This is a genomic window from Thalassomonas sp. RHCl1 (assembly GCF_947387555.1).
In the GTDB taxonomy this organism is placed as follows: Bacteria; Pseudomonadota; Gammaproteobacteria; order Enterobacterales; family Alteromonadaceae; genus Thalassomonas.
This window is the reverse complement of sequence record NZ_CANDNZ010000001.1, coordinates 1,214,006-1,235,046: the sequence shown is the minus strand read 5'-3', so window position 1 is coordinate 1,235,046 and position 21,041 is coordinate 1,214,006. Positions and strand designations below refer to the sequence as shown.

22 protein-coding genes are annotated in these 21,041 nt (G+C 49.2%); 10 read left to right on the top strand and 12 right to left on the bottom strand.

Translation table 11 applies throughout. The features are described from left to right. Positions 1 to 73: 73 nt before the first annotated feature. The 3 genes from QL234_RS05420 to QL234_RS05410 form a co-directional block, all read right to left on the bottom strand. Positions 74 to 1,015: a sensor domain-containing diguanylate cyclase gene (locus QL234_RS05420; protein ID WP_281556809.1), complete on the bottom strand. Its 942-nt coding sequence runs from the start codon at positions 1,013 to 1,015 to the stop codon at positions 74 to 76. A gap of 98 nt (positions 1,016 to 1,113) precedes the next feature. Next, positions 1,114 to 2,115: a chromosome segregation ATPase gene (locus QL234_RS05415; RefSeq protein WP_281556808.1), complete on the bottom strand. Its 1,002-nt coding sequence runs from the start codon at positions 2,113 to 2,115 to the stop codon at positions 1,114 to 1,116. Beyond that, the gene (locus tag QL234_RS05410; protein WP_281556807.1) at positions 2,115 to 3,452 is read right to left on the bottom strand and encodes a sphingomyelin phosphodiesterase; all 1,338 of its coding nucleotides are present in this window, start codon (positions 3,450 to 3,452) and stop codon (positions 2,115 to 2,117) included. Before QL234_RS05410 ends, QL234_RS05415 begins: the two co-directional genes overlap by 1 nt. A 176-nt stretch (positions 3,453 to 3,628) precedes the next feature. Here QL234_RS05410 and QL234_RS05405 point away from each other — a divergent pair, with 176 nt between their 5' ends. The 3 genes from QL234_RS05405 to QL234_RS05395 all read left to right on the top strand — a co-directional run bounded on the left by QL234_RS05405 (position 3,629) and on the right by QL234_RS05395 (position 8,030). Continuing rightward, complete coding sequence (locus QL234_RS05405; RefSeq protein ID WP_281556960.1) at positions 3,629 to 5,326, top strand: ABC transporter substrate-binding protein; 1,698 nt, start codon at positions 3,629 to 3,631, stop codon at positions 5,324 to 5,326. Positions 5,327 to 5,409: 83 nt separating this feature from the next. After that, on the top strand, positions 5,410 to 6,171 hold the full coding sequence (locus QL234_RS05400) for a transporter substrate-binding domain-containing protein (protein WP_281556806.1): 762 nt from the start codon (positions 5,410 to 5,412) through the stop codon (positions 6,169 to 6,171). 104 nt (positions 6,172 to 6,275) lie between these two features. Beyond that, positions 6,276 to 8,030 carry a DUF885 domain-containing protein gene (locus tag QL234_RS05395; protein ID WP_281556805.1) on the top strand — a complete coding sequence of 585 codons (1,755 nt, stop codon included), beginning with the start codon at positions 6,276 to 6,278 and terminating at the stop codon, positions 8,028 to 8,030. A gap of 69 nt (positions 8,031 to 8,099) precedes the next feature. Here the strand turns inward: QL234_RS05395 and QL234_RS05390 are convergent, their stop codons facing one another. Together QL234_RS05390 and QL234_RS05385 are read right to left on the bottom strand one after the other, a co-directional pair. After that, a complete protein-coding gene (locus QL234_RS05390) occupies positions 8,100 to 8,933 on the bottom strand; it encodes a transporter substrate-binding domain-containing protein (protein WP_281556804.1) in 834 nt (277 codons plus the stop codon). A 98-nt stretch (positions 8,934 to 9,031) separates the two neighbouring features. Further along, positions 9,032 to 10,687, bottom strand: a complete 1,656-nt coding sequence (locus tag QL234_RS05385) for an ATP-binding cassette domain-containing protein (protein ID WP_281556803.1) — start codon at positions 10,685 to 10,687, stop codon at positions 9,032 to 9,034. 408 nt (positions 10,688 to 11,095) lie between these two features. On the opposite strand from QL234_RS05385, the gene QL234_RS05380 reads away from it, so the two are divergent. From QL234_RS05380 to QL234_RS05350, 7 genes are all read left to right on the top strand, one after another. Next, positions 11,096 to 11,221, top strand: a complete 126-nt coding sequence (locus QL234_RS05380; protein ID WP_281556802.1) for a hypothetical protein — start codon at positions 11,096 to 11,098, stop codon at positions 11,219 to 11,221. A 223-nt stretch (positions 11,222 to 11,444) separates the two neighbouring features. Further along, positions 11,445 to 11,663 carry a hypothetical protein gene (locus tag QL234_RS05375; protein WP_281556801.1) on the top strand — a complete coding sequence of 73 codons (219 nt, stop codon included), beginning with the start codon at positions 11,445 to 11,447 and terminating at the stop codon, positions 11,661 to 11,663. A gap of 274 nt (positions 11,664 to 11,937) precedes the next feature. Beyond that, entirely contained in the window at positions 11,938 to 12,663 is a 726-nt protein-coding gene (locus tag QL234_RS05370; protein ID WP_281556800.1) for a hypothetical protein, read from the top strand. Positions 12,664 to 12,918: 255 nt separating this feature from the next. Next, a complete protein-coding gene (locus QL234_RS05365) occupies positions 12,919 to 13,518 on the top strand; it encodes an RNA polymerase sigma factor (protein ID WP_348650703.1) in 600 nt (199 codons plus the stop codon). Further along, on the top strand, positions 13,502 to 13,921 hold the full coding sequence (locus QL234_RS05360) for a hypothetical protein (RefSeq protein WP_281556799.1): 420 nt from the start codon (positions 13,502 to 13,504) through the stop codon (positions 13,919 to 13,921). The genes QL234_RS05365 and QL234_RS05360 overlap by 17 nt, the downstream gene beginning before the upstream one ends. A gap of 1 nt (position 13,922) precedes the next feature. Continuing rightward, positions 13,923 to 14,180, top strand: a complete 258-nt coding sequence (locus QL234_RS05355) for a hypothetical protein (RefSeq protein ID WP_281556798.1) — start codon at positions 13,923 to 13,925, stop codon at positions 14,178 to 14,180. Further along, positions 14,173 to 14,622 (top strand): DUF3106 domain-containing protein, encoded by a 450-nt coding sequence (locus QL234_RS05350; protein WP_281556797.1) that lies wholly within the window; start codon positions 14,173 to 14,175, stop codon positions 14,620 to 14,622. Before QL234_RS05355 ends, QL234_RS05350 begins: the two co-directional genes overlap by 8 nt. A gap of 100 nt (positions 14,623 to 14,722) precedes the next feature. On the opposite strand, the gene QL234_RS05345 is transcribed toward QL234_RS05350, so the two are convergent. The 7 genes from QL234_RS05345 to QL234_RS05315 form a co-directional block, all read right to left on the bottom strand. Continuing rightward, positions 14,723 to 15,676 carry a hypothetical protein gene (locus QL234_RS05345; protein ID WP_281556796.1) on the bottom strand — a complete coding sequence of 318 codons (954 nt, stop codon included), beginning with the start codon at positions 15,674 to 15,676 and terminating at the stop codon, positions 14,723 to 14,725. A 196-nt stretch (positions 15,677 to 15,872) separates the two neighbouring features. Beyond that, a complete protein-coding gene (locus QL234_RS05340; RefSeq protein ID WP_281556795.1) occupies positions 15,873 to 16,490 on the bottom strand; it encodes a hypothetical protein in 618 nt (205 codons plus the stop codon). A gap of 137 nt (positions 16,491 to 16,627) precedes the next feature. Then, positions 16,628 to 16,975 (bottom strand): cytochrome C oxidase subunit IV family protein, encoded by a 348-nt coding sequence (locus QL234_RS05335; protein ID WP_281556794.1) that lies wholly within the window; start codon positions 16,973 to 16,975, stop codon positions 16,628 to 16,630. Between the two features lie 10 nt (positions 16,976 to 16,985). Next, on the bottom strand, positions 16,986 to 17,609 hold the full coding sequence (locus QL234_RS05330) for a cytochrome c oxidase subunit 3 family protein (RefSeq protein WP_281556793.1): 624 nt from the start codon (positions 17,607 to 17,609) through the stop codon (positions 16,986 to 16,988). A gap of 255 nt (positions 17,610 to 17,864) precedes the next feature. After that, a complete protein-coding gene (locus tag QL234_RS05325) occupies positions 17,865 to 19,394 on the bottom strand; it encodes an EAL domain-containing protein (protein ID WP_281556792.1) in 1,530 nt (509 codons plus the stop codon). Between the two features lie 182 nt (positions 19,395 to 19,576). After that, positions 19,577 to 20,236, bottom strand: a complete 660-nt coding sequence (locus QL234_RS05320) for a DUF480 domain-containing protein (RefSeq protein ID WP_281556791.1) — start codon at positions 20,234 to 20,236, stop codon at positions 19,577 to 19,579. Between the two features lie 110 nt (positions 20,237 to 20,346). Beyond that, the gene (locus QL234_RS05315; protein WP_281556790.1) at positions 20,347 to 20,961 is read right to left on the bottom strand and encodes a 3'-5' exonuclease; all 615 of its coding nucleotides are present in this window, start codon (positions 20,959 to 20,961) and stop codon (positions 20,347 to 20,349) included. Positions 20,962 to 21,041 lie beyond the last annotated feature (80 nt).

Below are 21,041 nucleotides of genomic sequence, written 5' to 3'. Positions count from 1 at the left end.
ACCGTTTGCTTTATCGGGCAGGGGAGAAAAGGTGAAATAAGCGGCGTTTTTCAAGGGGATGGGATCTCAGGCATTATTTTGCTGCATGCTCCTCCCGGTAAAACTGACACATATTACGGCCGTTGGCTTTTGCCTGGTACAAAGCCTGATCCGCCCGGTTGTATAAATCCTGGTAGGTATGGGCCACTGAACTGCACAAACTGATGCCGATGGAAGTGGTCACGGATATGCTGTTACCCTGGTATAACAGCGGATTATCGGCAATGGCTTCGCGGATGCGCTCGGCGACCACCAGCACTTCTTCTACCTGAGTGCGACCGAGAAACACGGCAAACTCTTCACCGCCGATACGCCCGAAAATATCATAATCCCGCAGCTGTTTTTTCACCCGTTTTGCCACCGATTGCAGTACCAGATCCCCCGCCTGGTGACCGTAGCTGTCGTTGACGTTTTTAAAAAAATCCAGATCTAAAATCATATAGGCGACCTGATAGTTATGGCGGCGGCACCTGTGCAGTTCGGCTTCGACCGAGTCGACAAAACAGCGGCGGTTGGCCACCCCGGTCAGCTCGTCGGTCAGGGCCAGCTGCCTGAGGTTATCCCTTGATTCCAGCAGTTTCTGCTCCAGCACTTTTTGCTCGGTGACCTGTTTGGTCTGGATCAGGATTTCACCGCGGTCATTTTTAATTTCAGAAAACAAAAACCAGCGGTTATCATGGCTTTGCATTTCAAATAACCGGTAGTTATTCGAGCGCCACTGGGTGCTGATCCGGGCCAGCAAGACATCGAGATCATCGGTGTCGGTTTTAAAGCCTTTATCCGAGTTAAAACACAGGGAAATAATATCGAGGAAAGTGCGGCCAATCAGCACCTTGGCATCAAAACCTAAAATTTTCCCGTAAGATTGGTTGCAGTAAAGCAGGTGGTCATTGGCGTCAAAAATGGCATAACCTTCTTCATTGCCTTGTACAAATTCGAACAGCTTATTAGCCAGTTGCTCACGGTCTATGGCCATAATGCCAGCCTCTTTAGCTAAGACAATTAAAAGCTTAGACCATAGCCTATTAGCTGCCAACTCATGATCCGGGCTGGCTGCCAACAACCGCCCGAAGATTAATTCGCAAAAAAATCCAGCCGGTAGCGGTATTTTTGCTGGCTCTGGTAACTTTGCCACTCGGCTAAGGATAAATGCGCCAGGGTCGTTTTCCTTAACTGCGCCAATTCCCGGTTCAGCGCCGCCAGGCCTTGTTGATAGCTGGCCACAGTATCCGCCTGCTGCGCCACTTGCCCTGCCCGTTGCTGTACCGAGGCCGCCTGCTCCGGAGTTAAATACAAATGCGCCAGCTCGGCCCGGGCCGTTGCCCGCTGGCTTTCACTAAAAGATAGCGGTAACAGTGACAACGCTTGTTCATATTTGGCCTGCGCTGTTTGCAGGTCAAAACTTGCCAGCTTGTCCTGCCAGCGTGAGGTCAGCTGCCGGTAGCCGTCAATAAACTCCCCGACCCCGGATAATTGCGCCAACTCCCGCCCCTGAAGGGAAAAGTCATACAGGGCATATTCATCCCGGTATAACAACTCGGCGTCTTGCCCCCATACCTGCTCATTGATGGCTTTAACCCGGGCTATTTTATCTTCAAGGGGGCTGTCGTGGGCGCTAAGTTCGGCCCCGAGCAGCTGCTCGCGTACCTGCTCCAACTCGGCAAAATTCTCCAGCAACTGATAATAACCGGGCGCCAGCACCGAGTGCAGCCGGGCCAGCTGAACCGGGCAATTATCTTGTGCCGTGCACAACCGCCAGAAGCGGCGCAGCAATGCCTGCAAGGTTTTGCCCGAAGCCTGCTCTATCTCACGGCTGGTATTTTGCGCCCAGCTTAGTGCTGCCTGCTGCCCTGCCGGCGGTGACTTTTCAGCAAACCCCGACTCGACAATATGCTTCGGCTGGATACGTCTTAAGCCCTGACTTAAACCGTGACTTTTTTGCCCGGTAAAAACAGCCGACATTTTCACATCTGGCTTATCCTGTTGAAAAAATTCATAAAACCCATAAAAGCAAACCAGCACAAAAATTACCGCACCGCCCCAAAGGGCGGTGCTTAAAGCGAATCTTGAGGCCATTAACGCAGTTCCGTCACCACAGGGAAGTGATCCGACAGGTTCCAGTGTTTAAACAGCCGCTGATCAGAGCTTCTCGGAATTTTCACCACATTGGTATTTTGCTGCCGCGCCTGATGCGCCTTGCTGACCACGATATAATCCAGGTATTCGATGTTTTCGCCGCCGGACAAGGCCTTGCCGGCAAAATCATTGATACGCGGATCAAAGGTCGACTCGGTATAACCGCCGTACTCCGGCTCCTGTGCATTGAGGTTGCTCAGCATATCGGCGTAATCATCGGCAAACTTGCGCTTATTGACGTTAAAATCTCCGCCGTAAATCACGGTTTCATCGGCGGGAATATTGAGGTTCTCGGCAAAAGTGCGCATCTGTTGGAACTGACGCTGGCGGTACTCGCGGGCAGTGTCGGTATCAAACGAAGCGGTATGGGTGGCCAGCAGGTGATAGGCCTTACCCCCCTTGATCACTTCGGCGTAGTTCAGGCCCTTATCGGCAAAACAGTCGCTGCCGCTGCAATCAGGGTAAACATACTGTCCCTGGTTCACTATCGGGTAACGGCTGACAATGATCACGCCGCCGTCATAGATATTGATGCCGTCTTTATCAAGCATCCTGGTCTGGTAGGGATATTCCGCAGCCAGGGTACGCAGGAAAGCATCACGCCCGGAGGCAAAAACCTCTTGCAGCATCAACACGTCATAACCTTTCATATACTCAGGCAGGATATCGTAGCGGTCACCGATATGGGAAGCAATCGCCGGCAGGGCCCAGATATTATAGGTCATCACTTTAAGGGTATCGGGATCCGGGGTTAGCTGCTCGTCGACTTTTTCCGGGGTGATAGCATAATAGAGATCGTCGTAGCGGGCAGTTGCCGCCGCCTTAAAAGCAAGCTCGGTAGCGCTGCCTTCCTGATTCATCTGCAGCTGTTCGCGATGAATATCCCTGTCGTCATACCAGCGCAGGGCAAACTCATCTGAGCTTGCGCCATGTTTTAAACTGGAGTTATACCAGTGGCCTTTTACCTGCTGGTGCAGGGCAACACTGTCGCCGTGGTCATTGGTGAGCACAGTTTCAAAATGATAGGTCTTGCCGGATTTTACATTTTCCCAGCGGTTAAAACTGAGCACCATACGGGTTTCCCACGGCCCCAGGGTCTGGACATGCTGTTGCCATTCGCTGCCCTCGATAAGTAAGGCATCCCCGGTGTGGTTGACCGATACCGACAGGTTTTGTGCCGAGTTATTGGTCACATAAACATCACTGTCTGCCAGCGCAGGCAAGGCAAGTGAAGCACCAAGGCACAAGGCGGTAAGGGTTTTTACACTAAATATCATATCGTTTCCTTCGATTTTTATCATAGATTCCATTGCGGATTTCACCATAGCAAGATGACAACATCATTGCACCTAAATGAAAAAGAGCGCTGAAATTAAAAATCCTTGCTATCTCAGCTAAAGTTATAGCTGAGGCTATGACGTACGGGAGGCTTAGGGTGATTAAAGCGCTGTTGATGACCTTGCTTATCGTTAACTCCTTGTCCGTGCACACCTTCGCCGCCACACAAATCAGTCACGGGATAAAATCAGCTCACACCTGGATAGAAAAAGAATTTACTGTCTCCGGCCTGAGCCGGGAGCAACAACTCGATGAAATGCGCTGGTTTATCGAGGCCGCCAAGCCCTTCAGGGATATCGAGGTGCGGGTGGTCTCGGAGCGCATCGCCACCCATTTATACGAAGCCAATGTTCTGGCCCGGGCCTTTTTTGACATCACCGGCATCCGGGTCATCCATGAAATCACCGGTGAAGACGATGTCATCAAAAAGATACAGACCCAGATTGAACTGGGGATCCCCTTATATGATATGTACATCAACGACAGCGATTTTATCGGCAGCCACTACCGCTCCGGAGCGGTAATACCGCTGAGCGACTTTATCGCCGGCGCGGGGAAAACCGTAACCCTGCCGACCCTGGACTTGGCGGACTTTATCGGCTTACCCTTCACCACAGGTCCCGACGGCAAGTTATACCAATTACCGGATCAGCAGTTTGCCAACCTCTACTGGTACCGCCACGACTGGTTTTCCCGCCCGGCATTAAAAAAACAATTTAAGCAGCGTTACGGTTACGAGTTAAACGTGCCGGTAAACTGGTCCGCCTATGAAGATATTGCCGAGTTTTTCACGGTGCATGTTCAACAGATAGACGGTGTCCGGGTCTACGGGCATATGGATTACGGCAAAATGGACCCTTCCCTGGGCTGGCGTTTTTCCGATGCCTGGCTGTCAATGGCGGGAGTCGGGGATCCGGGCCTGCCCAACGGTTTGCCGGTAGATGAATGGGGCATACGGCTTGAAAACTGTCACCCGGTCGGGGCCAGTGTTACCCGCGGCGGTGCTTTAAACAGTCCGGCCGCGGTGTACGCACTAACAAAATTTATCCACTGGTTAGAGCAATATGCACCGCCGGCTGCCAAACACCTCGACTTTACCGGCGCCGGCGCCTGGGCCGGCCAAGGGCAAATTGCCCAGCAGATTTTCTGGTATAGCGCCTTTACCGCCGCCCTGCTCGATCCCCGCTTGCCGGTCACAGACGATGACGGCCATCCGAAATGGCGCATGGCCCCCAGCCCCAGGGGACCCTACTGGCAACCGGGCATGAAACTGGGGTATCAGGATGTCGGCGGCTGGACCATGTTGGTCGGCACGCCACTGAAGCGGCGCCAGGCCGCCTGGCTATACGCCCAGTTTGTGGTGTCAAAAACCGTCTCCCTGAAAAAATTCCTGGTGGGGCTGACCCCGGTGCGCCATTCGGATATTGCATCCAAGCATATGAGTAAAGTGGCGGGAAAATATGCCGGCCTGGTGGATTTTTACCGCAGCAATGCCCGTAAAGCCTGGACCCCTACCGGCATGAATGTCCCCGATTATCCGGGCCTGGCAGACTTATGGTGGAAACATGCCGGTTTGGCGGTACATCACAAAATCAGTGCCAAACAGGCCATGGATCAACTGGCGCTCGCCATGGATAACCGGCTGCAAGCCATTGCCGTGAAAGGGCAGAAAAAATGCCAGCCCAAACTCAATATCCCGAAAAGTGAATTATACTGGTTAGCCCGGCCCGGGGCACCGAAAGCAAAGTTAACCAATGAAAAACCCAAAGGAGAAACCCTCAGTTATCAGGACTCACTCAAACACTGGCGTTAAGCAGCCAAAACCGCTGCCGCGACAAAAACACAGGATACGGCAAAAAAGCGCATAACAAGCGCAGAGGCAAAAACAAAAGAAATATGACCACTCTGACTCGCCTGATTAAGAAAGTATTGCTGCAGAGCTTGCTCTTGCTTACGGTTAGCCCGTCTCTGTTTGCTGCCTCCCCGCTGGTGCTGATGACCCAGGAAATGCCCCCTTATGTGATTAAACAGCAGGGGGAAATTACCGGCGCCAGTGTCGACATCATCCGGGCGCTTTTTCAGCAGGCAAAGCTGCCTTATCAGATCAAAATACTGCCGTGGAAACGGGCCTATGAAACCGCAAAAAATACCCCCACCTGTATTTTCCCGGTGCAGCGTTCGCAGCAACGTGAAGCCGAATTTGAGTGGATCAGCCCGGTGTTGATCAGCCAAACGGCGTTTTATGCTGTCGGGGCAGAAAAAACACCGCTGCACAGTTTACAGGATGCCATGGCCTTTAGCATAGGCACCTATCGCGGCAGCGCCATCGAGGAATATTTACTCACCATGGGCTTTAACGTCGACTCGGTATCGCGGGACAGGGCCAATATCAACAAACTGCTCTCCGGACGCATTGCCTTATGGGCGGCAGACACCTTAACCGCCCCGTATCTGCTGCAACAGGCCAAGGTTGATACCGTTAAACCCTTGCTGGTCTATTTCACCAGTTTACGGGCCCTGGCCTGCCATGCTTCGGTGGGAAAAGCAGCCGTCAACCGTTTGCAACAGGCATTAAAAACCCTGTATACAACCGGTGTCATCGATGAAATCCTGTCCAGATATAAAGCCTTATATCAAATCGCCGCAACAAGGCCTTAAACATATTTAAACAATTTTCTGCTGGCCAAAAAGCCTGCTATCGGCCTAAATTACCCTGGCACGCTCGCCTGGTTGCGAGTTAATTCAGCAAAGGAAAAATAATAATGAATAAAAAATGGATATTCGGCGCCTGCCTGAGCTTAAGCCTGTGTTTCTCCGGGCTTGTTAAAGCGGAAGCCGACTGGGTAAAACGCAGTAACCAGTACAGCCAGATTTTGCTTGAGGTTATCGCACAATTATCGCCGGAGTCGGCAGCCGAGGTCGGCGTCAGTGGCTTTGACAACAGCATTATCGACTTAAAACCCGGCATCAACGACCGGGCCATTAAAAGCTTTAAGGCAGCCAAAGAAAAACTGTTAAAAATTCAGGCAAAAGAAAAACATCCGGCGGTCAGGCAAGATCTGGAAATTTTATTAACCGCCATCGACGACTCACTTCAGCAAATTACGCTGGAGCAGCAATATTATTTTCCCTATTTTAATGCCAGCGAGCTGATTTATAACGGCCTGCGCAGCTTGCTCGACCATCAAAAAACGCCACAGCAGCACCAGGCGGCACTGGTGAGATTACAGCGTTATACCGGCATGGAAATAGGTTACCAGCCGTTAACCGAACTTGCCCGGGCGGAAGTGCTCAGGGGCTTGAAGCAGCTGGGCAAGTCAGGTCCGTTAAAGGAAAGCATCGAAAAAGATCTGCAAAACAGTGAAACCTTACTTAAAGAAATCGGGACATTATTTACCGATCATGGCATCACCGGCTTTGAAAAACCCTATAGTGAGCTCAAAGCCCAAATCACACAATATAATGATTTTATCCGCAGCCAGGTACTGCCGCGCGGCCGCGACGATTTTAAGTTACCCAAAGAAATGTATGCCTTCGCCTTAAAAGAATACGGCGTGGATATGCCGCTGGACGAACTGCAGCGCCGGGCCAAAGTGGAATTTAAGCAACTGCAAAATACCATGCAGGCCCAGGCGATGGCCATTGCCAAAAAACGCGGCTATCAGGATCACGACTACAGGGCCGTGCTTAAATCCCTGAAAAAACAGCAGATCACCGGCGAAGCCATACTTCCCTTCTATCATGCGAAAAATGACGCCCTGGAAGAGATCATCAAACGGGAGCAAATCATCACCTTGCCTGAGCGGGATCTGGTGATCCGCCTGGCATCCCCCGCCGAAAGCGCGCAAAGCCCGGCCCCCTTTATGAAGCCGCCGCGTATGATAGGCAATACCGGAGAAGTGGGTGAATTTGTGCTGCCGCTGAAATACCCCGGCGCCAAAGACGGTCAGGCGCTGCATATCGACGATTTTACCTATGAAGCGGCGGCCTGGCCGTTAAGCGCCCATGAAGCCCGTCCCGGACATGAGTTGCAGTTTGCTTCCATGGTGGAAAAAGGCGTCTCGACTGCGCGGATGATTTTTGCCTTTAACTCGGTGAATGCCGAAGGCTGGGCCTTGTATATGGAAGAAGAGATCAAACCTTACCTGACCCTCGAAGGCCAGTTTGCCACCAACTGGAGCCGCTTGATCCGCGCCGCCCGCGCTTTCCTCGACCCGGGATTAAATACCGGCCAAATCACCAAAGAGCAGGCGCTTAAGGTGCTCAAAGATGATCTGGTATTATCCGATGCCCTGGCCACCTCTGAACTTGAACGTTATACCTTCCGCGGCCAGGGGCAGGCAACTTCTTATTTTGTCGGCTACAGCCGTTTGATGTCGCTGCGGGCAGAAACCGAGCTGCTAATGGCGGATAAATTTAACCGGCAAAAATATCACGACTTTATCCTGGCACAGGGCCTGTTGCCCCCAGCCCTGCTGAAAAAAGCCGTAATGACCACTTTTGTCAACAGTCACTAGCAAGAGCTTCCCCCGCCAAGCTTGACTTGCCGGGGGATTTACAAGCCTTTATTGGCAACTAACCGGCAGCTATTTTTGTGTCAATAAGTTTGACTGCAGCCAGGTGATTTTTTCCATTGAACTGTACTTATTAATGATCTCTGTTGCCTGATGGCTTTGCCGTATTTTTTTTAACCTGAGATTTAAACGTTTGACTATGGCATCCGGCACCTGAAGGTTCAGCGCCAGGTAATTTCCGCCGAGATCTTTAATACGAAACGCTTTAACCGCATGATCCGGTGCAAAACCGTACATGGCCAAAGAATCCGAAACCGTGATATCTGAGCCTAACGCCAGATCAATCTTGCCGTTAAATAACATTTTATAACTTTCATTGCTGCTGGCAAACCCCAGCAACTGCTGGTCGGTTAAACCTTTGCTACGAAAAATCTCTTCATAAATCCCCCGGCGCACATAGCCAAGGGAATAATTTTTGATGTCTTCAAAACCATTAATCACTATGTGTTTATTGGCCGCCAGACGAAACAGATAAACGCCGTCTGAGCTTGAAGGAAAAGGACCGACCCATTTAAATTTATCCAAACGGGATTGGGTTAAGGCAGTAGAGATCACACCACCGGACTGGTTGCTCAGGGCTGCGGTATAGGCCCGGGTCCAGGGGGTCAGCTGCAGCTGGTAATCTATGCCTTCTTGCTTGAGTATCAAGCGCAGCAATTCGATATTTATGCCGGTAATTTTATCTTTCTCATCAATAAACTGGTACGGGGGCATCAGTTCGGTATAAATATTTAATGAAAACTCACTATCCGATGTTTTCGCCTGGCCATAACAAGGCCCTGCCATCATCACCAACAGCACCAGTAGTTGTAAAACTAAATCCTTACCGGGCAAAGATCCCCACATTTAACATGACTCGCTTTTACTAAGTACCCGCCGGAAAACAGGCACTGTTTAGCACTATTTTATACTAACTTGCCCTGCTTGAGTGAGCTAAAACCAATTTAAGGCAAAGACATCTCCCGGGTTATGCCCGACTGCCGGGCAAAAACCGTATCATGGCTGACCAGGATAAAACTGCCGTTAAAGTCCGCCAGTGCCCGGGCAAATAAATCTTTGCTGCGGATATCTAAATGGTTATCCGGTTCATCAAGTAAAATTAAATCGCTGTCGCTTAGCAGGCTGATAATGGCAATGCTCAGCTTTGCCATTTCACCGCCGCTTAAGCTGGCAAGTGTTTTTTCTGCCAACTCTCCGCGAAATCCCACACCTGCCAGCGCAGCCCGACTTTGGCTCTGACTAAGGTGCGGACAGAAATAGTTCAGCGCCCCCAACATGTTGACTATGTGTTTTTGCTCAAGTGCCAACTGGCTAAAAAACTGATCAAAATAAACAGGCCGGGCACGCATGCTTATGCCAGCCCGTTTCTCTTCCGGACAAGTAAACTGCTGACAAAGTAATGTCAGCAAAGTGGACTTTCCACTACCGTTTGCCCCGCAAAGGTGCAGTTTTTCGCCGGGGGCCAGGGTAAAGCTCAGCGCTTTATGACAGGTAAAAGGCAGCTTAAGGTTTTCCACGGTTAATAAACTTTGTCTCTGTCCCTGAGTCTGTGCCAGCTTGATATTAAGGCGTTGGCTTTGCTCCTGCCCGGCTTTGGCCGCACTTATCTCCTCGGATAAGGCCGATTGTTGCCGGGCATTTTGCTTAACACGCCCGGATGTGCCCGCCTGAGCCTTATTCTTTTTAAAATCGAGCAGGAGTTTTGCCTGACTACCGTTTTGACGGCTTTTTTGTCCGCTTTGCCGGCGCTTTTGCGCTTTCTCGGCGCTTGCCTGCTGGCGTTTTTTCAAGGCCTTTAACTGGGCATTTTTATTTTTAAGGCGGCGCTCAACGCTCTGCTGCAACGCCTGGTGCTGACGGCAATACTCCAGGTAGTTACCGCCGTAAAGTGAAATTTTCCCTTGGTGCAGGGTTAAGGTTTGCCGGGCAAGCATCAACAGCTCCCGGTCGTGGCTGATCAGCAAAATACCGCCGCAAAACTGTAGCAGCACTTGTTTTAACCAGGATTTACCTGCACTGTCCAGATGATTCGAGGGTTCATCCAGCACCAGGAAATCCGGCTTCACCGCCAGCAGTTTCAGCAGCTGCAAGCGGGTAAATTCGCCGCCGCTAAGCTGAGCGCAGGTTTGCTCCAGGGCAATATCCAGCCCCGCCTGTTTCAGTTGTTGCTGTGTTTGCTGCGCCAACAGCCAGTTATCATTAACCAGTTCAAAATCTTCAACGGCACTGCCGCCGGCGTTGATACGCGCCAGGGCTGAGAGCTGCTTATCGATTGCCAGAAATTGCGCCACCGTTTGCCCGCAGGCAGCATCTGTTGTCCGGGCCAATTGCGGTAAATAAGCTAATTTCTGCTCACAGACAATACTGCCGGAGACGGGTGAAATTTCCCCATAAAGCAGCTTGGCCAGTGTCGATTTTCCCGAGCCGTTATCGCCGAGCAGGCTGTAAAAACTGTGCTCCAGGCTTAAGTTAACATCATTAATTAATGCCTTGCCGCAAGGCAGTGAATAATTGAGTTTATTGATTTGTATGCAGGCCATACGCCCTCCGCTAAAGATCTGCAGGCGGGCGGCGTTGCCGGTAGCTGTTACCAATAACAATCGAGAGTTCAGGCAGGCACAATATCTTTGCCCGGTGAAATAAGTAATGAACTGTCGAAGTTATCTTTAATCAGGCTTTGAACTCGGTGGAGCACAAAAAAAGAAAGCTGAATTTTACGCCGACTAATCCCGCCAATAAAACAAAAAGGTGTTTGTTCAGGTCGGGACTTAGTTGTTCATTTTCGCGCAAAACTCCTTAAGGAAAGTACTGGCATAATATGGCGCTACCGAGTACAAAGCAAGTTTTTCTGCATATAAAACAAACAAAAAGGTGATTTTTTGTCAAGCCTGTAGCTAGATCAAACAATTGAGCTGCAAAGCGATTGAACCGGGGCTACAGGGCTGCTAAAGTTGCCGAAAAAATTTCTCAGATAACGATCAATAAGACAGACAATAAGCCAGGCAACAATGAAGAAGTCAGAAAATAGCGCTAATGAACAGCAAAAAGGGAAGAAATCGAAATGGGGACTTAACGATATTACCGCAGTCTTCTTATTCGTGTTGGTAGCCTTTGGCATTGCCATGCAGTTTTAACGACGAAAGTCTCCTTAACCTGCTCCCCTTTCTCCCGGTACTTCAGGACAAAAAGGCCGGACAAAAATCGTTTAACCCGGCAATTGAAGGTGCGGTTAAGCGATTTTTTTTTATCCTGAAAAACTAAAATCCCGACATGCCCTGCCCCGGTTGATCCCCTGCTATTTGGCTGCTACATTAATTAAACACAAGGAAGTAATTTTTTAGCAAGGAAAGGATAATAATGCCACTGCGTAATACCTCTACCACCTGTATCCAATGTAAAAAAGACATCAAAATAGCAAAAAACATCGGGCCATTTTCCCTGATAACCTGTCCGCGCTGCAACTTTTCCGTCAGCTACCGGGAGTTGCAAAAACGTACCCAGGAAACCGCAAAAAAGTTTGCCGATGAATTTAAGCACAAGCTATATCAGTCAGAGCAAGAACAAGATCAGCACTAAACACCAATAAAAACTATCAAGATATTAAGCATGCCTTGTTGATACAGCCAGCGGGCTAAGCCCGCACCTGTTCGTCTAGCCGGCATTTTAGCTGTTGCCGCTTTCCCTGATAACCTGTCTGTCCCCTATACCGTCCCCCACACCGACTTCTGTATCACTTGTCATTATCCACCTCAAAAATGTCGACAATAAAAAGTATAAATACGTCACAAATGGATAACCCCTATTTAAAACCGTAAAATTGTCGACAATACAACAATGAAAAGAGAAAACTATGTCTTATACTTTTTGGGGGTTTGTCAATAGCCTGTTTATTTTACTCAGCCTGTACGGTGTTTATTTACAGCTTAAAAAAATACGCCAAAGAAAAGCCCTTCCCCATGCCCCGGGATCAGTAACCCGGGTACTGTCCATCAGGCAATTTGTGGTCAGTTTCTTAGCCTACCTGTCCTTTTATATTTATGGCTACAGTATCGAGCCCTTTAACCATTTTATTGTCTGGCCCAGGCTGATTGCCGCAAGCCTGTTGCTGGCGGTGCTTTATCATATCTGGCATGACCGCAGAAACCGCCCTGCCCGTGCCGGATTAATCACAGCCATGATTTTTTATTTGTTGGCTATGGCGGGCTTCGCGGCATCCCTGCTCTTTGACAGCTGGCACTTCTATGATCACAGCAAAAACATCTCCAGCATTTTGATTTTGCTGATCACACTATTTCTGGCATACGGCTATTACGCCCAGATCAGACTGATCGTGTTAAACGGCGCCACCGGCGCGGTGGAATTAAAAATGAGCCAGATGATTTTATTGATGGATATTTCCACCATAGCCTTCGCCCTGAGCATGGGGCTTGCCAACGGCTGGCCCTTGTTGTTGCTGGCCAGTGTTTCCGGCATCACCAAAATCATCATCTTATATTTGTTTCGCTGGGTAAGGGTCAGCGAAAGCGCCAGATTACGCCGGCAGCTGCCAACAAACCCGGCCTGGCAGCGACTTTAACCCCAACTCCCTAAGCCAAGGGGCGGGAAAGCCTTAACAGCAACAATTTTTCATCAAAAAAGGGGATTTTTTTTACTATTGCTGTCAACCAAAAGCCGTGTGCTGCGTTGTTTAGGGTAAGTCGGGAATATTTTACTTAACGCATCTTTTCCCGGCACCGGCGGAAAAACCTGCCTATGGTTAAAAACAGTAGGTTCATTAAACAGATAACGTTGTAACTCAACCCATAATCGGTCAGAATCTCTAGAAAATGATATTGAATACGGAACAAGAATTATCACAGAGCAGGCAGAAGAAGCTGACAAGGATACACCGCCAGTAACCATGGAGGTGTTTCTGGCTGATATTGAAAAAAAGGCGTATCACATGGCAGCATTTGCAACCGGCTCCCACGCCGATGCTTTAGATCTTCTGCAGGACAGCATGATAAAGCTGGTGACTAACTATCAGCAGCGCCCCAGCCAGGAATGGAAACCACTCTTTTATAAGATACTGCAAAATCGTATCCGGGACTGGCATCGCCATCAAAAAGTGAAAAATGTGATTTTCTTTTGGAAAAACACCAACACGAGCGATGACAATCAGGACTGGCCGGATACCCTGGAAAGCGCAGGAAATGATAAACCGGACGATAATATCAGCAAAAGCCAACAGCAGGCGGATGCCCTGCGCCATTTAAAGCAGCTGTCGGATAAGCAGCAGCAATGCTTTATGTTACGCAGTTGGGAGGGGTTATCGGTGGCTCAAACCGCTGACATCATGGGTTGCTCCGAGGGCAGCATCAAAACTCACTATTTTCGGGCGGTTAATAAATTGAAAAGCTTAATGGAGGCGGATCATGACATCTCCTTCTGATCAACAATCATCAAACAATCAGGTTAACAGCGAAGCAAGCCAGGCCGTCAGCCAGGAAATAAACCGGGCGTTGGACAGCTCGGCGGCGAACATGTCGGCAAAAACCTCGGCAGAGCTGGCGCATATTCGCCAGCAGGCGCTAAAACATCTTAACCGGGAAACAACAAGGGCAAAACCCGCGCTGTTTGACAGCTCCTGGTTTAAGCCGTTTTTTCAACTGGCCATGCCGGTTGCTGCCGTGGCCCTGGTCGTTGTATCATTACAGCCATCTTCAGACAAAGCTATCCCTGCCCTGCCCCTGGCGATGACGACATCGCAAATGCCGGCAGAAGATTTAGCGCTATTACAGGATCTGGAATTTGTTACCTGGCTGGCAGAAAATGAACAGGAAATATCTCTTTAGCATGACTTTGTTAACCAGCACTTTCATGCCCGCAATGGCGACCGACACGGCAAGCGATACGCCGGACATGGCCCTGCTCGAGTATCTGGCAGGGTTAGTGGAAGTCGAAGGAGAACTGGTGGGTCCCATGGATATTGCCAGTGAAACCTTAGCGCCGGCACAGGAAAACAGCCAGGTGGCGGAGAAAGCACAGCAACCTTCAGCGGATAAAAATGCAGTAAAATCTGCAACCGGCGGGGAGGATAAAACTTATGATTAAATTTATCCTGTGTGCCATCTTAGCATTCGCCAATATTTCCCTGGCCTCGGCATTGCCCTGGAGTGAGCTGGCCAAAGAAGAGCAGGCGGTACTGAAACAGTTTTCCGGGCAATGGTCGCAGTTATCCAGCGAGCAGCAGGAGAAACTGCAACTGGGGGCCAACCGCTGGATTAGCATGAACAGCGAGCAAAGGGAGTCGCTGGTCAATAAGTTTGATCAGTGGCAACAACTGCCGCCGCAGCAACAGGCACAATTGAATAAAAAATTCGAGCAGTTCAAGAAATTACCGGCCAAGCAACAGCAGCAGCTGCGCAGCACCCATCAGCGCTTTAAGCAGTTGTCCCGGGATAAACAGCGCAAACTGATGGATAAATTCAAGAAAAGCAAACAGCAAAGACAGCAGAAACAAAACCGTAACCAAAGCCGCAGAAGAAACCGCTAGGGTAAATTAACCTGCGCTATAAATTAAAAAAGACGTTAAGCATGTGCCTGACGTCTTTTTTATATCCGGTGTTTATTTTAGCGCGATAAATCGGGCTAGATTAAAAAGTATAACCCAGGTTCAGCGACCAGCTTTGCTCGGAATAATCACTGGCAATTTCCGTGGCGGTATCAAAAGACAACGACCAGCTGCTGTTGAGATCATAAGAAATATACATTAAAAACTGGCCGTAGTTGTCATCCCCGGAAGTTGCCGACAGCGAGCTTGTTCCCCCGCGACTGCCGCCAGTCCGCCCTCCCGGACTACGCGGGCCTTCGCCGCCAAGGCGGGCGCCGCCGGTATTCTGGCTGTCGGAAACCGTATCGCCCGATAAAATATAACTCCAGGACAGCATGGCCCCCGCCAGCACGCCACGGTTGTCCGCCAGGCTCCAGTAATGTCCCAGGGAAACACTGGTATTAACACCTAAGCTGTTATCGCTGGTGGTGGAACCCTGCGGCTGATTTTCCCCCGGCGGCGCATCAAAGTCGGTATCCACTTCCCAGTCGCTATACTGCAAGCCGAGGGAGATATCATAGAGCCAGTTGCCCTGGCTGTCGCCATAACCGACGCTGGTGCTTAAACTGAGGGCACTGGTATCTTCGTCGCGCCTGCCGGGCCTAGTGCCACCGGCCGTGATCTGCTGCTCGTCGTCGGACATGCTGATGCCGGCAGAAAAAAACCAGTTATCCTGATAATAATTGACATTGCCGCCGTAGGTGTTGAGGTCAACATCCACGCCAACATCCAACAGCGCCCCGGTACTTTTATCATCACTCATCGACTGATAAAACGCGGAAATATTCCAGTCGGGATTAAGGTCGTGGGAGAAAAATAGCGACAGGCCGGAGGGCTTTAACAGCAAGGTTTCATTTTGCAATTCAACATGCTGCTCCAACTCACCATAGGCGAGATCCAGACTATCGGCAAAACTATTTACAGACGTCAGGGAGGCGCCAAGCAGCAAAGTTAAGGACAACAGCCGCTTATGGCTGTTTTTTTCAATTTTTTTCACTCAATACCAACAAGTTTTTCCTGAAAATCAAGAAAACTAGGGTAAACCATCATGGGGAATTTTAATAGCGGCGAGGGCTAAATAACTAAGAAAAATCAGGAAAAATAGCGGATTAACCAACAAAGATCCCTGGTGGCTAAACCGCTATCAACTCAAAGGTTAGATGCTAGTTGATGATTGAGGTAATACTCTGAGTTTAAACTGCTTCGTCTTCGGCGCTCAGGTCAGCAATACACTCGCGTACTGCTTGTCTGGTAGCGGAGCGTGATACTTTCGCCGCTTCATATTCAGCTTCGGTCACACTGCCGTCTTCATCCGTGTCTAAACTGGTGAAGCGCTCAGTGGCCTTAGCCACTTTTGCGACCGCCAGTTCGTCACCGTCAACAAAACCATCGTCTGAAGTGTCCAGAGCGTCAAACTTATCTTCCGGCGAAAGGAAGTTATCGGCATCCGGCACCACGATATCGGCATTTTCTTCCTGTAAACCGGCAACACACTCGACAATATCGTCCGCCAGATCTGAGTAGTCAGCAATCACACCATTGCGTCCCTGCTGAAACTCTTCCAGGCTCAGGAGACCGTCTTCGTCACTGTCTTTTCTGGTTAACATTTTCGCGGCTTTGCTTTCGGCAGCAGCCGTCATTTCATCCAGCGACAGCACAGTGTCGGCATTGGTGTCTAAACGGTCAAAGCCGCCATTGCCTCTGTGGTGGCCGCGTTCGAACGCGATGCTTTGAGAAATAGATAAGGCGGTTGCAGTCGTGATGAATCCGGCGATAACAACAAAGTTAACTGATTTTTTTATCATTGACATGTAGAACTCCTAATAAATTATTGGTGATTACATAGATAAAAACGCCTTAAGTTGACTTTGGTTGACAGCCGATACGACTTTTTTTAAATTTTTCTGGCAAAACTTTATAACAACCTGTTTTACAAAATAAAAATAAATCAATTAATTGTGGTAAACCAGGCGATCTGCGCAGAAAAAACATCTGCCAGAAAAATTAATACTGGGAAAACATAAAAATAACTGCGCATAAAACTACGGATGGTTTTATTGGCATTATAAAGTTCCATAAAGTTATCTATTACCAGACGCCCTTTATAGGCGATGGATAAACAGATCACAAAAGTGATCAGCAAATGGGGATCGGCGGTTTCCGCCACAAAGGCGTTAAGCAAGGTTACCACCATTAACACTGCCCAGGTAATATCGAGTTTGTTCCAGCGTTTTTTCGCCGGTGGCAGGCTCTCACCCCCTTGGCCAGCGATTGTCTTTGATTCAGCAGCAGACATATTTTCCCCCTTAACGTAACACATATAACAATGGAAAGATGATAATCCAGGCCAGGTCGACCATGTGCCAGTAACAGGCAATCGCCATCATGCCCGAATGATTCTCGGCGTTATACACCCCTTGTTTAACCCGGAAAATGGCCCACAGTAAAGTACCGCTGGCCCAGCCGACATGCAGCAGATGATTAAAAGTCATATAGTAATACAGGGTATAAAAAGAGTTGGTATCGCTGTGTATGCCCATCGAAACATTCCATTGATATTCCCAGGTTTTAATGGCCAAATACGCCAGGCCCGCCAGCAAGGCTCCCCAGAGCCAGCGCACCGAGTCCCGGGGCCTGTTTTGGCGGATGGCGAACATCGCCTTGGCGACAAAATAACTGCTGGAAATAAGTGCCACGGTATTTAAGGTTCCGGCCAGGGTGTTGAGCTTAAGCGGCCCCTGTTCAAACTCCTGCGGGTAATGGGCCTTGGCAATAAAATAAATGATAAAGAACATGGCAAATTCGGTGAGTTCGGCAAAGATACCGACCCAAACCGCCCTGTTGCCCGGAATACGGCGTAATGATTCCGGCTCCTGCGCCACACTTCCCCGGCCATTCAGGTAAAAGACATCCGTGGTGATCGCTGACATATGAACCTCTTAAATCACGGGTGAAAAACTCACCCCATAGCTAATGTCAGCTTAGCGCAGGCAGGTATTTTCGCCTTGATCTGTATTAACCAAAGTTAATAAATAAAAGGTTTTCCTCAATCGGAGTACATTGCTTGTGCGATCTTATGAGAGTGACTGAGAAAGTCAGTATGCTTTTCAAAAAAGCGCTTGGCTAAATAAAAACCCGGTTAACGATTCCCGGGTTTGAATTTTGCGGGCATAGAGGTTAAGCCGTCAGCTTTGCTCCTGCTCCCTTATCCAGTCTTTAAGCTCGGCAATGGCCATGGGTTTGCCATAGACATAACCCTGGATCATCACCACATCCCGCTGCTGCAAATATTCCACCTGATAAGGGGCTTCGACCCCTTCGGCGATAAGTTTTAAATTTGAAGATTTGGCAAACGAGATGATCGACTCCAGCACCGAGCCCTTAATATCATCGCGGGCTATGGTGTCGACAAACATTTTATCAATTTTCAAGGTATCTATACCCAGCTCCTGGATATAAGAAAAACCGCCGTAACCGGTACCGGCATCATCGAGTTTTAAGTTGATGCCCAGGTTGTAGAAGTCTTCAAGATGCTGTCTGGCCAGTTCAAGATCTTCAATTTTCATTCTTTCGGTCACTTCCAGCGATAATACCTGGGGCGGCAAATCAAACTCTTTGCACAGCCGCTCCATCACATGATAAAGCCGTTTGCTGGTTAAATGATCCGGCACAATATTGATACTGATAAACTTGCCACTTTTATCCCAGCCCAGGGCTTTGGCATCCTTAACGGATTTTCGGATCAACTGCTCGGTGATCTCTATGATCAAACCGCTGTCCTCGGCAAAAGGAATAAACTGGTAAGGCGGCACCACAGTGCCGTCTTTATGACGCCAGCGGGCCAGCATTTCCACCCCCACCAGTTCACCGGTGAGGCTGTTAACTATGGGTTGGTAAAAGGGGGTGAATTCCTTATATTTAAGCGCATCTTTAATGATACGCTCCAGCGACTGGCGAATGCTCAGTAAACGATAAGAAAGCAAAGCGATAATTGAAGCAAACAAGGCCGAAAACAATAAGGTACTGAGCCAGCTTAATTCCTTATAATAATTGTAAAAGGCTTGGGTGCCCCTGACATTGAGCTCTACCTTAACCGACTCTTCCATCCTGGAGGCGTTATATTCGATATAAGCTTCTCCCGCCATTGAGCGGCCGCTAAATTCCAGCTCAGGCAGGCTACCGATCACAAACTCATATTCGAGGCAGTCGATGCAGACAAACTCGGTCAGGTAATTGACCATAAAAGGGTTGATACTGGCAAAATAGCGGCTGTTGTCGTGTGAGCGCACCATCAGCAAATCCAGGTGTTCATCACCGTGGGAAACCGTTGCCAGCGCATGGGTGTCGGTTAACTGATGCTTGATCGGGCCAAGTACCCGCTCATGGTAATCGGACAAGTCGATATGCACTTCTTCACTGGCACAGGCCTGCTGATCGCCATGTAACACCCCTATCAACCGTACCGCCGGATGTTCGAACGCCAGCATTGCCAGTTGTTCAATATCTTCTTTAGTACATTGAAATAATTCAGGATCAGGCAAACCGGCGAGAATTTTATCCGCTTCGAGGATGGCGTCATGAAACTGGTAAAGCAGTTGCTCCGCATCGTTTTGCAGTGCTTTTTCTGCATAGAAGTGATTAAAGAAATTGACGGTCGCCAGACCCGCCGCAAAAGTAATGACAAAAATACTGGTAGTGATTTTAGTAATTTTCACGATTTTTTGTCCTGTGCTTATTATATTTATTGCCCGAGGCGCCCGGGTGGGCAGCGCGACTGTCAACACCTGTGCTGCCTCATGCAGGGACACTCAGGTTAACAAAAAAATCCTGCCCGGTGCAATCCGGGCATTTATTAAAGCCATTCCCGCTTTCTTTTCACCGATGCAGCTCAGAGCTGTTAACTGCTCAATTGCGCTACCAACTGATGCAACCGGGCCAGCTCTTGCTTTAAAGTAGCAACTTCTTGCTCCAAAACATCAATACGTGTGAGTGCATCGCCGTCACTGACTCCGTCATTACTGCTTGCGCCTGGTGCGGTCGTTTGCTCGGTTAATTCACTAAACAGCTGGGCATAGCGAGAATCGCGTTTTCCCGGCTCCCGCTCCAGTTTCACCACCAGTTTTTCGCCATTAAGGTCCTTTAACTGATTTAGCACCTGCTCGACTTCACCAACATTGGCAAAATCGGCCAAACGGCTGCTGCGGGTTCTGAGTTCCCCCGGGGTTTGATGTCCCCGCAAAAACAACAAACAGATAATGGCCAACTGCTGTTTACTCAGCTGCAAGCTGCCAAATTCGGTATTACAAAATCTGTGCTGATATTTCACCACCCGGGAGCTAAACGCCCCCTGATCACTGACAAGCTTCATTTGCATCAGCTCATCGACAATATCCTGCACCTCAGCCTCGGTTAACGACATTACAGGTTCCCGATTACTTTTTTGATTGCAGCCTGTGGTAAGGGCGTTTAAAGACAAGGGATATTGATCCGGCGTGGTGATTTCTTTTTCCAGCATGACCCCGAGCACACGGCACTGGCGGGCAGTTAATGTCATCATCGGTTTTATTCCAAAGTGATATAGTTAGGTGATAGTTATGTTTATAATAAACTTGATTTCAAAAGCTTAGCCAGGTTTTTATTTCCTTTGCCCATAAAAGCAAAACTTGCCTACCAGCGGCTGAAAAAGCTGTTGACGGATTTTTTCGCCGTTTTTGATAACTGGGTGACCAGGTCAAAAGGCACATCGGATAACCGGCTCTGCTCCCGGATATCCTCCAGCATGGCTAGCCATAAATAAGCTGTCATTTCAGCATCATAGAGGGCACGGTGAAAGCTTCCCTCACCGGCAATATTTTTCCAGCGCACCAAAGTGCCAAGCTTATGATCCGGGCAATCCTGATAGAGCCTGCGGGAAACCAGTAAAGAACAGGCAAATGCTCCCGGGTATGATCTGGAAATCCTGGCCAATTCGGCATCTAGAAAACGCTTATCGAATGAGGCATTATGGGCGACCAGGTTATCGTCACCGATAAAGTCGGCAAAGTCCGCCATCACAGTCGAGACAGGTGCGGCATCGGCTAACATGGCATTGGTAATACCGGTATAATCTTCAATAAAGGGACTGATGCGGCGTCCCGGATCCATAAGCTGCTGAAAGCGCTCGGTGATGACACCGTTTTGCAAACGTACCGCACCAATTTCAATGGCCCGGTCACCGTTATCGGGGGAAAGCCCGGTGGTTTCAAAATCCAGTACCACCACAGATTCTGCACCTGATTGCACAGCATACTCCTGTCTAAATAATCTAAGCCCGGCCATAGTAACAATGACTAGGGCTTGAAAAAAGACGGCAAGTAAAATCA

What these genes read in the sequence shown, in the direction of transcription:
- QL234_RS05400 (WP_281556806.1), top strand. Translation starts at nt 5,410, where the DNA reads ATGACCACTCTGACTCGCCTGATTAAGAAAGTATTGCTGCAGAGCTTG.
- QL234_RS05350 (WP_281556797.1), top strand. Translation starts at nt 14,173, where the DNA reads ATGATTAAATTTATCCTGTGTGCCATCTTAGCATTCGCCAATATTTCC.
- QL234_RS05360 (WP_281556799.1), top strand. Translation starts at nt 13,502, where the DNA reads ATGACATCTCCTTCTGATCAACAATCATCAAACAATCAGGTTAACAGC.
- QL234_RS05355 (WP_281556798.1), top strand. Translation starts at nt 13,923, where the DNA reads ATGACTTTGTTAACCAGCACTTTCATGCCCGCAATGGCGACCGACACG.
- QL234_RS05370 (WP_281556800.1), top strand. Translation starts at nt 11,938, where the DNA reads ATGTCTTATACTTTTTGGGGGTTTGTCAATAGCCTGTTTATTTTACTC.
- QL234_RS05390 (WP_281556804.1), bottom strand. Translation starts at nt 8,933, where the DNA reads ATGTGGGGATCTTTGCCCGGTAAGGATTTAGTTTTACAACTACTGGTG.
- QL234_RS05340 (WP_281556795.1), bottom strand. Translation starts at nt 16,490, where the DNA reads ATGTCAATGATAAAAAAATCAGTTAACTTTGTTGTTATCGCCGGATTC.
- QL234_RS05375 (WP_281556801.1), top strand. Translation starts at nt 11,445, where the DNA reads ATGCCACTGCGTAATACCTCTACCACCTGTATCCAATGTAAAAAAGAC.
- QL234_RS05335 (WP_281556794.1), bottom strand. Translation starts at nt 16,975, where the DNA reads ATGTCTGCTGCTGAATCAAAGACAATCGCTGGCCAAGGGGGTGAGAGC.
- QL234_RS05405 (WP_281556960.1), top strand. Translation starts at nt 3,629, where the DNA reads ATGACCTTGCTTATCGTTAACTCCTTGTCCGTGCACACCTTCGCCGCC.
- QL234_RS05320 (WP_281556791.1), bottom strand. Translation starts at nt 20,236, where the DNA reads ATGATGACATTAACTGCCCGCCAGTGCCGTGTGCTCGGGGTCATGCTG.
- QL234_RS05330 (WP_281556793.1), bottom strand. Translation starts at nt 17,609, where the DNA reads ATGTCAGCGATCACCACGGATGTCTTTTACCTGAATGGCCGGGGAAGT.
- QL234_RS05395 (WP_281556805.1), top strand. Translation starts at nt 6,276, where the DNA reads ATGAATAAAAAATGGATATTCGGCGCCTGCCTGAGCTTAAGCCTGTGT.
- QL234_RS05415 (WP_281556808.1), bottom strand. Translation starts at nt 2,115, where the DNA reads ATGGCCTCAAGATTCGCTTTAAGCACCGCCCTTTGGGGCGGTGCGGTA.
- QL234_RS05380 (WP_281556802.1), top strand. Translation starts at nt 11,096, where the DNA reads ATGAAGAAGTCAGAAAATAGCGCTAATGAACAGCAAAAAGGGAAGAAA.
- QL234_RS05420 (WP_281556809.1), bottom strand. Translation starts at nt 1,015, where the DNA reads ATGGCCATAGACCGTGAGCAACTGGCTAATAAGCTGTTCGAATTTGTA.
- QL234_RS05410 (WP_281556807.1), bottom strand. Translation starts at nt 3,452, where the DNA reads ATGATATTTAGTGTAAAAACCCTTACCGCCTTGTGCCTTGGTGCTTCA.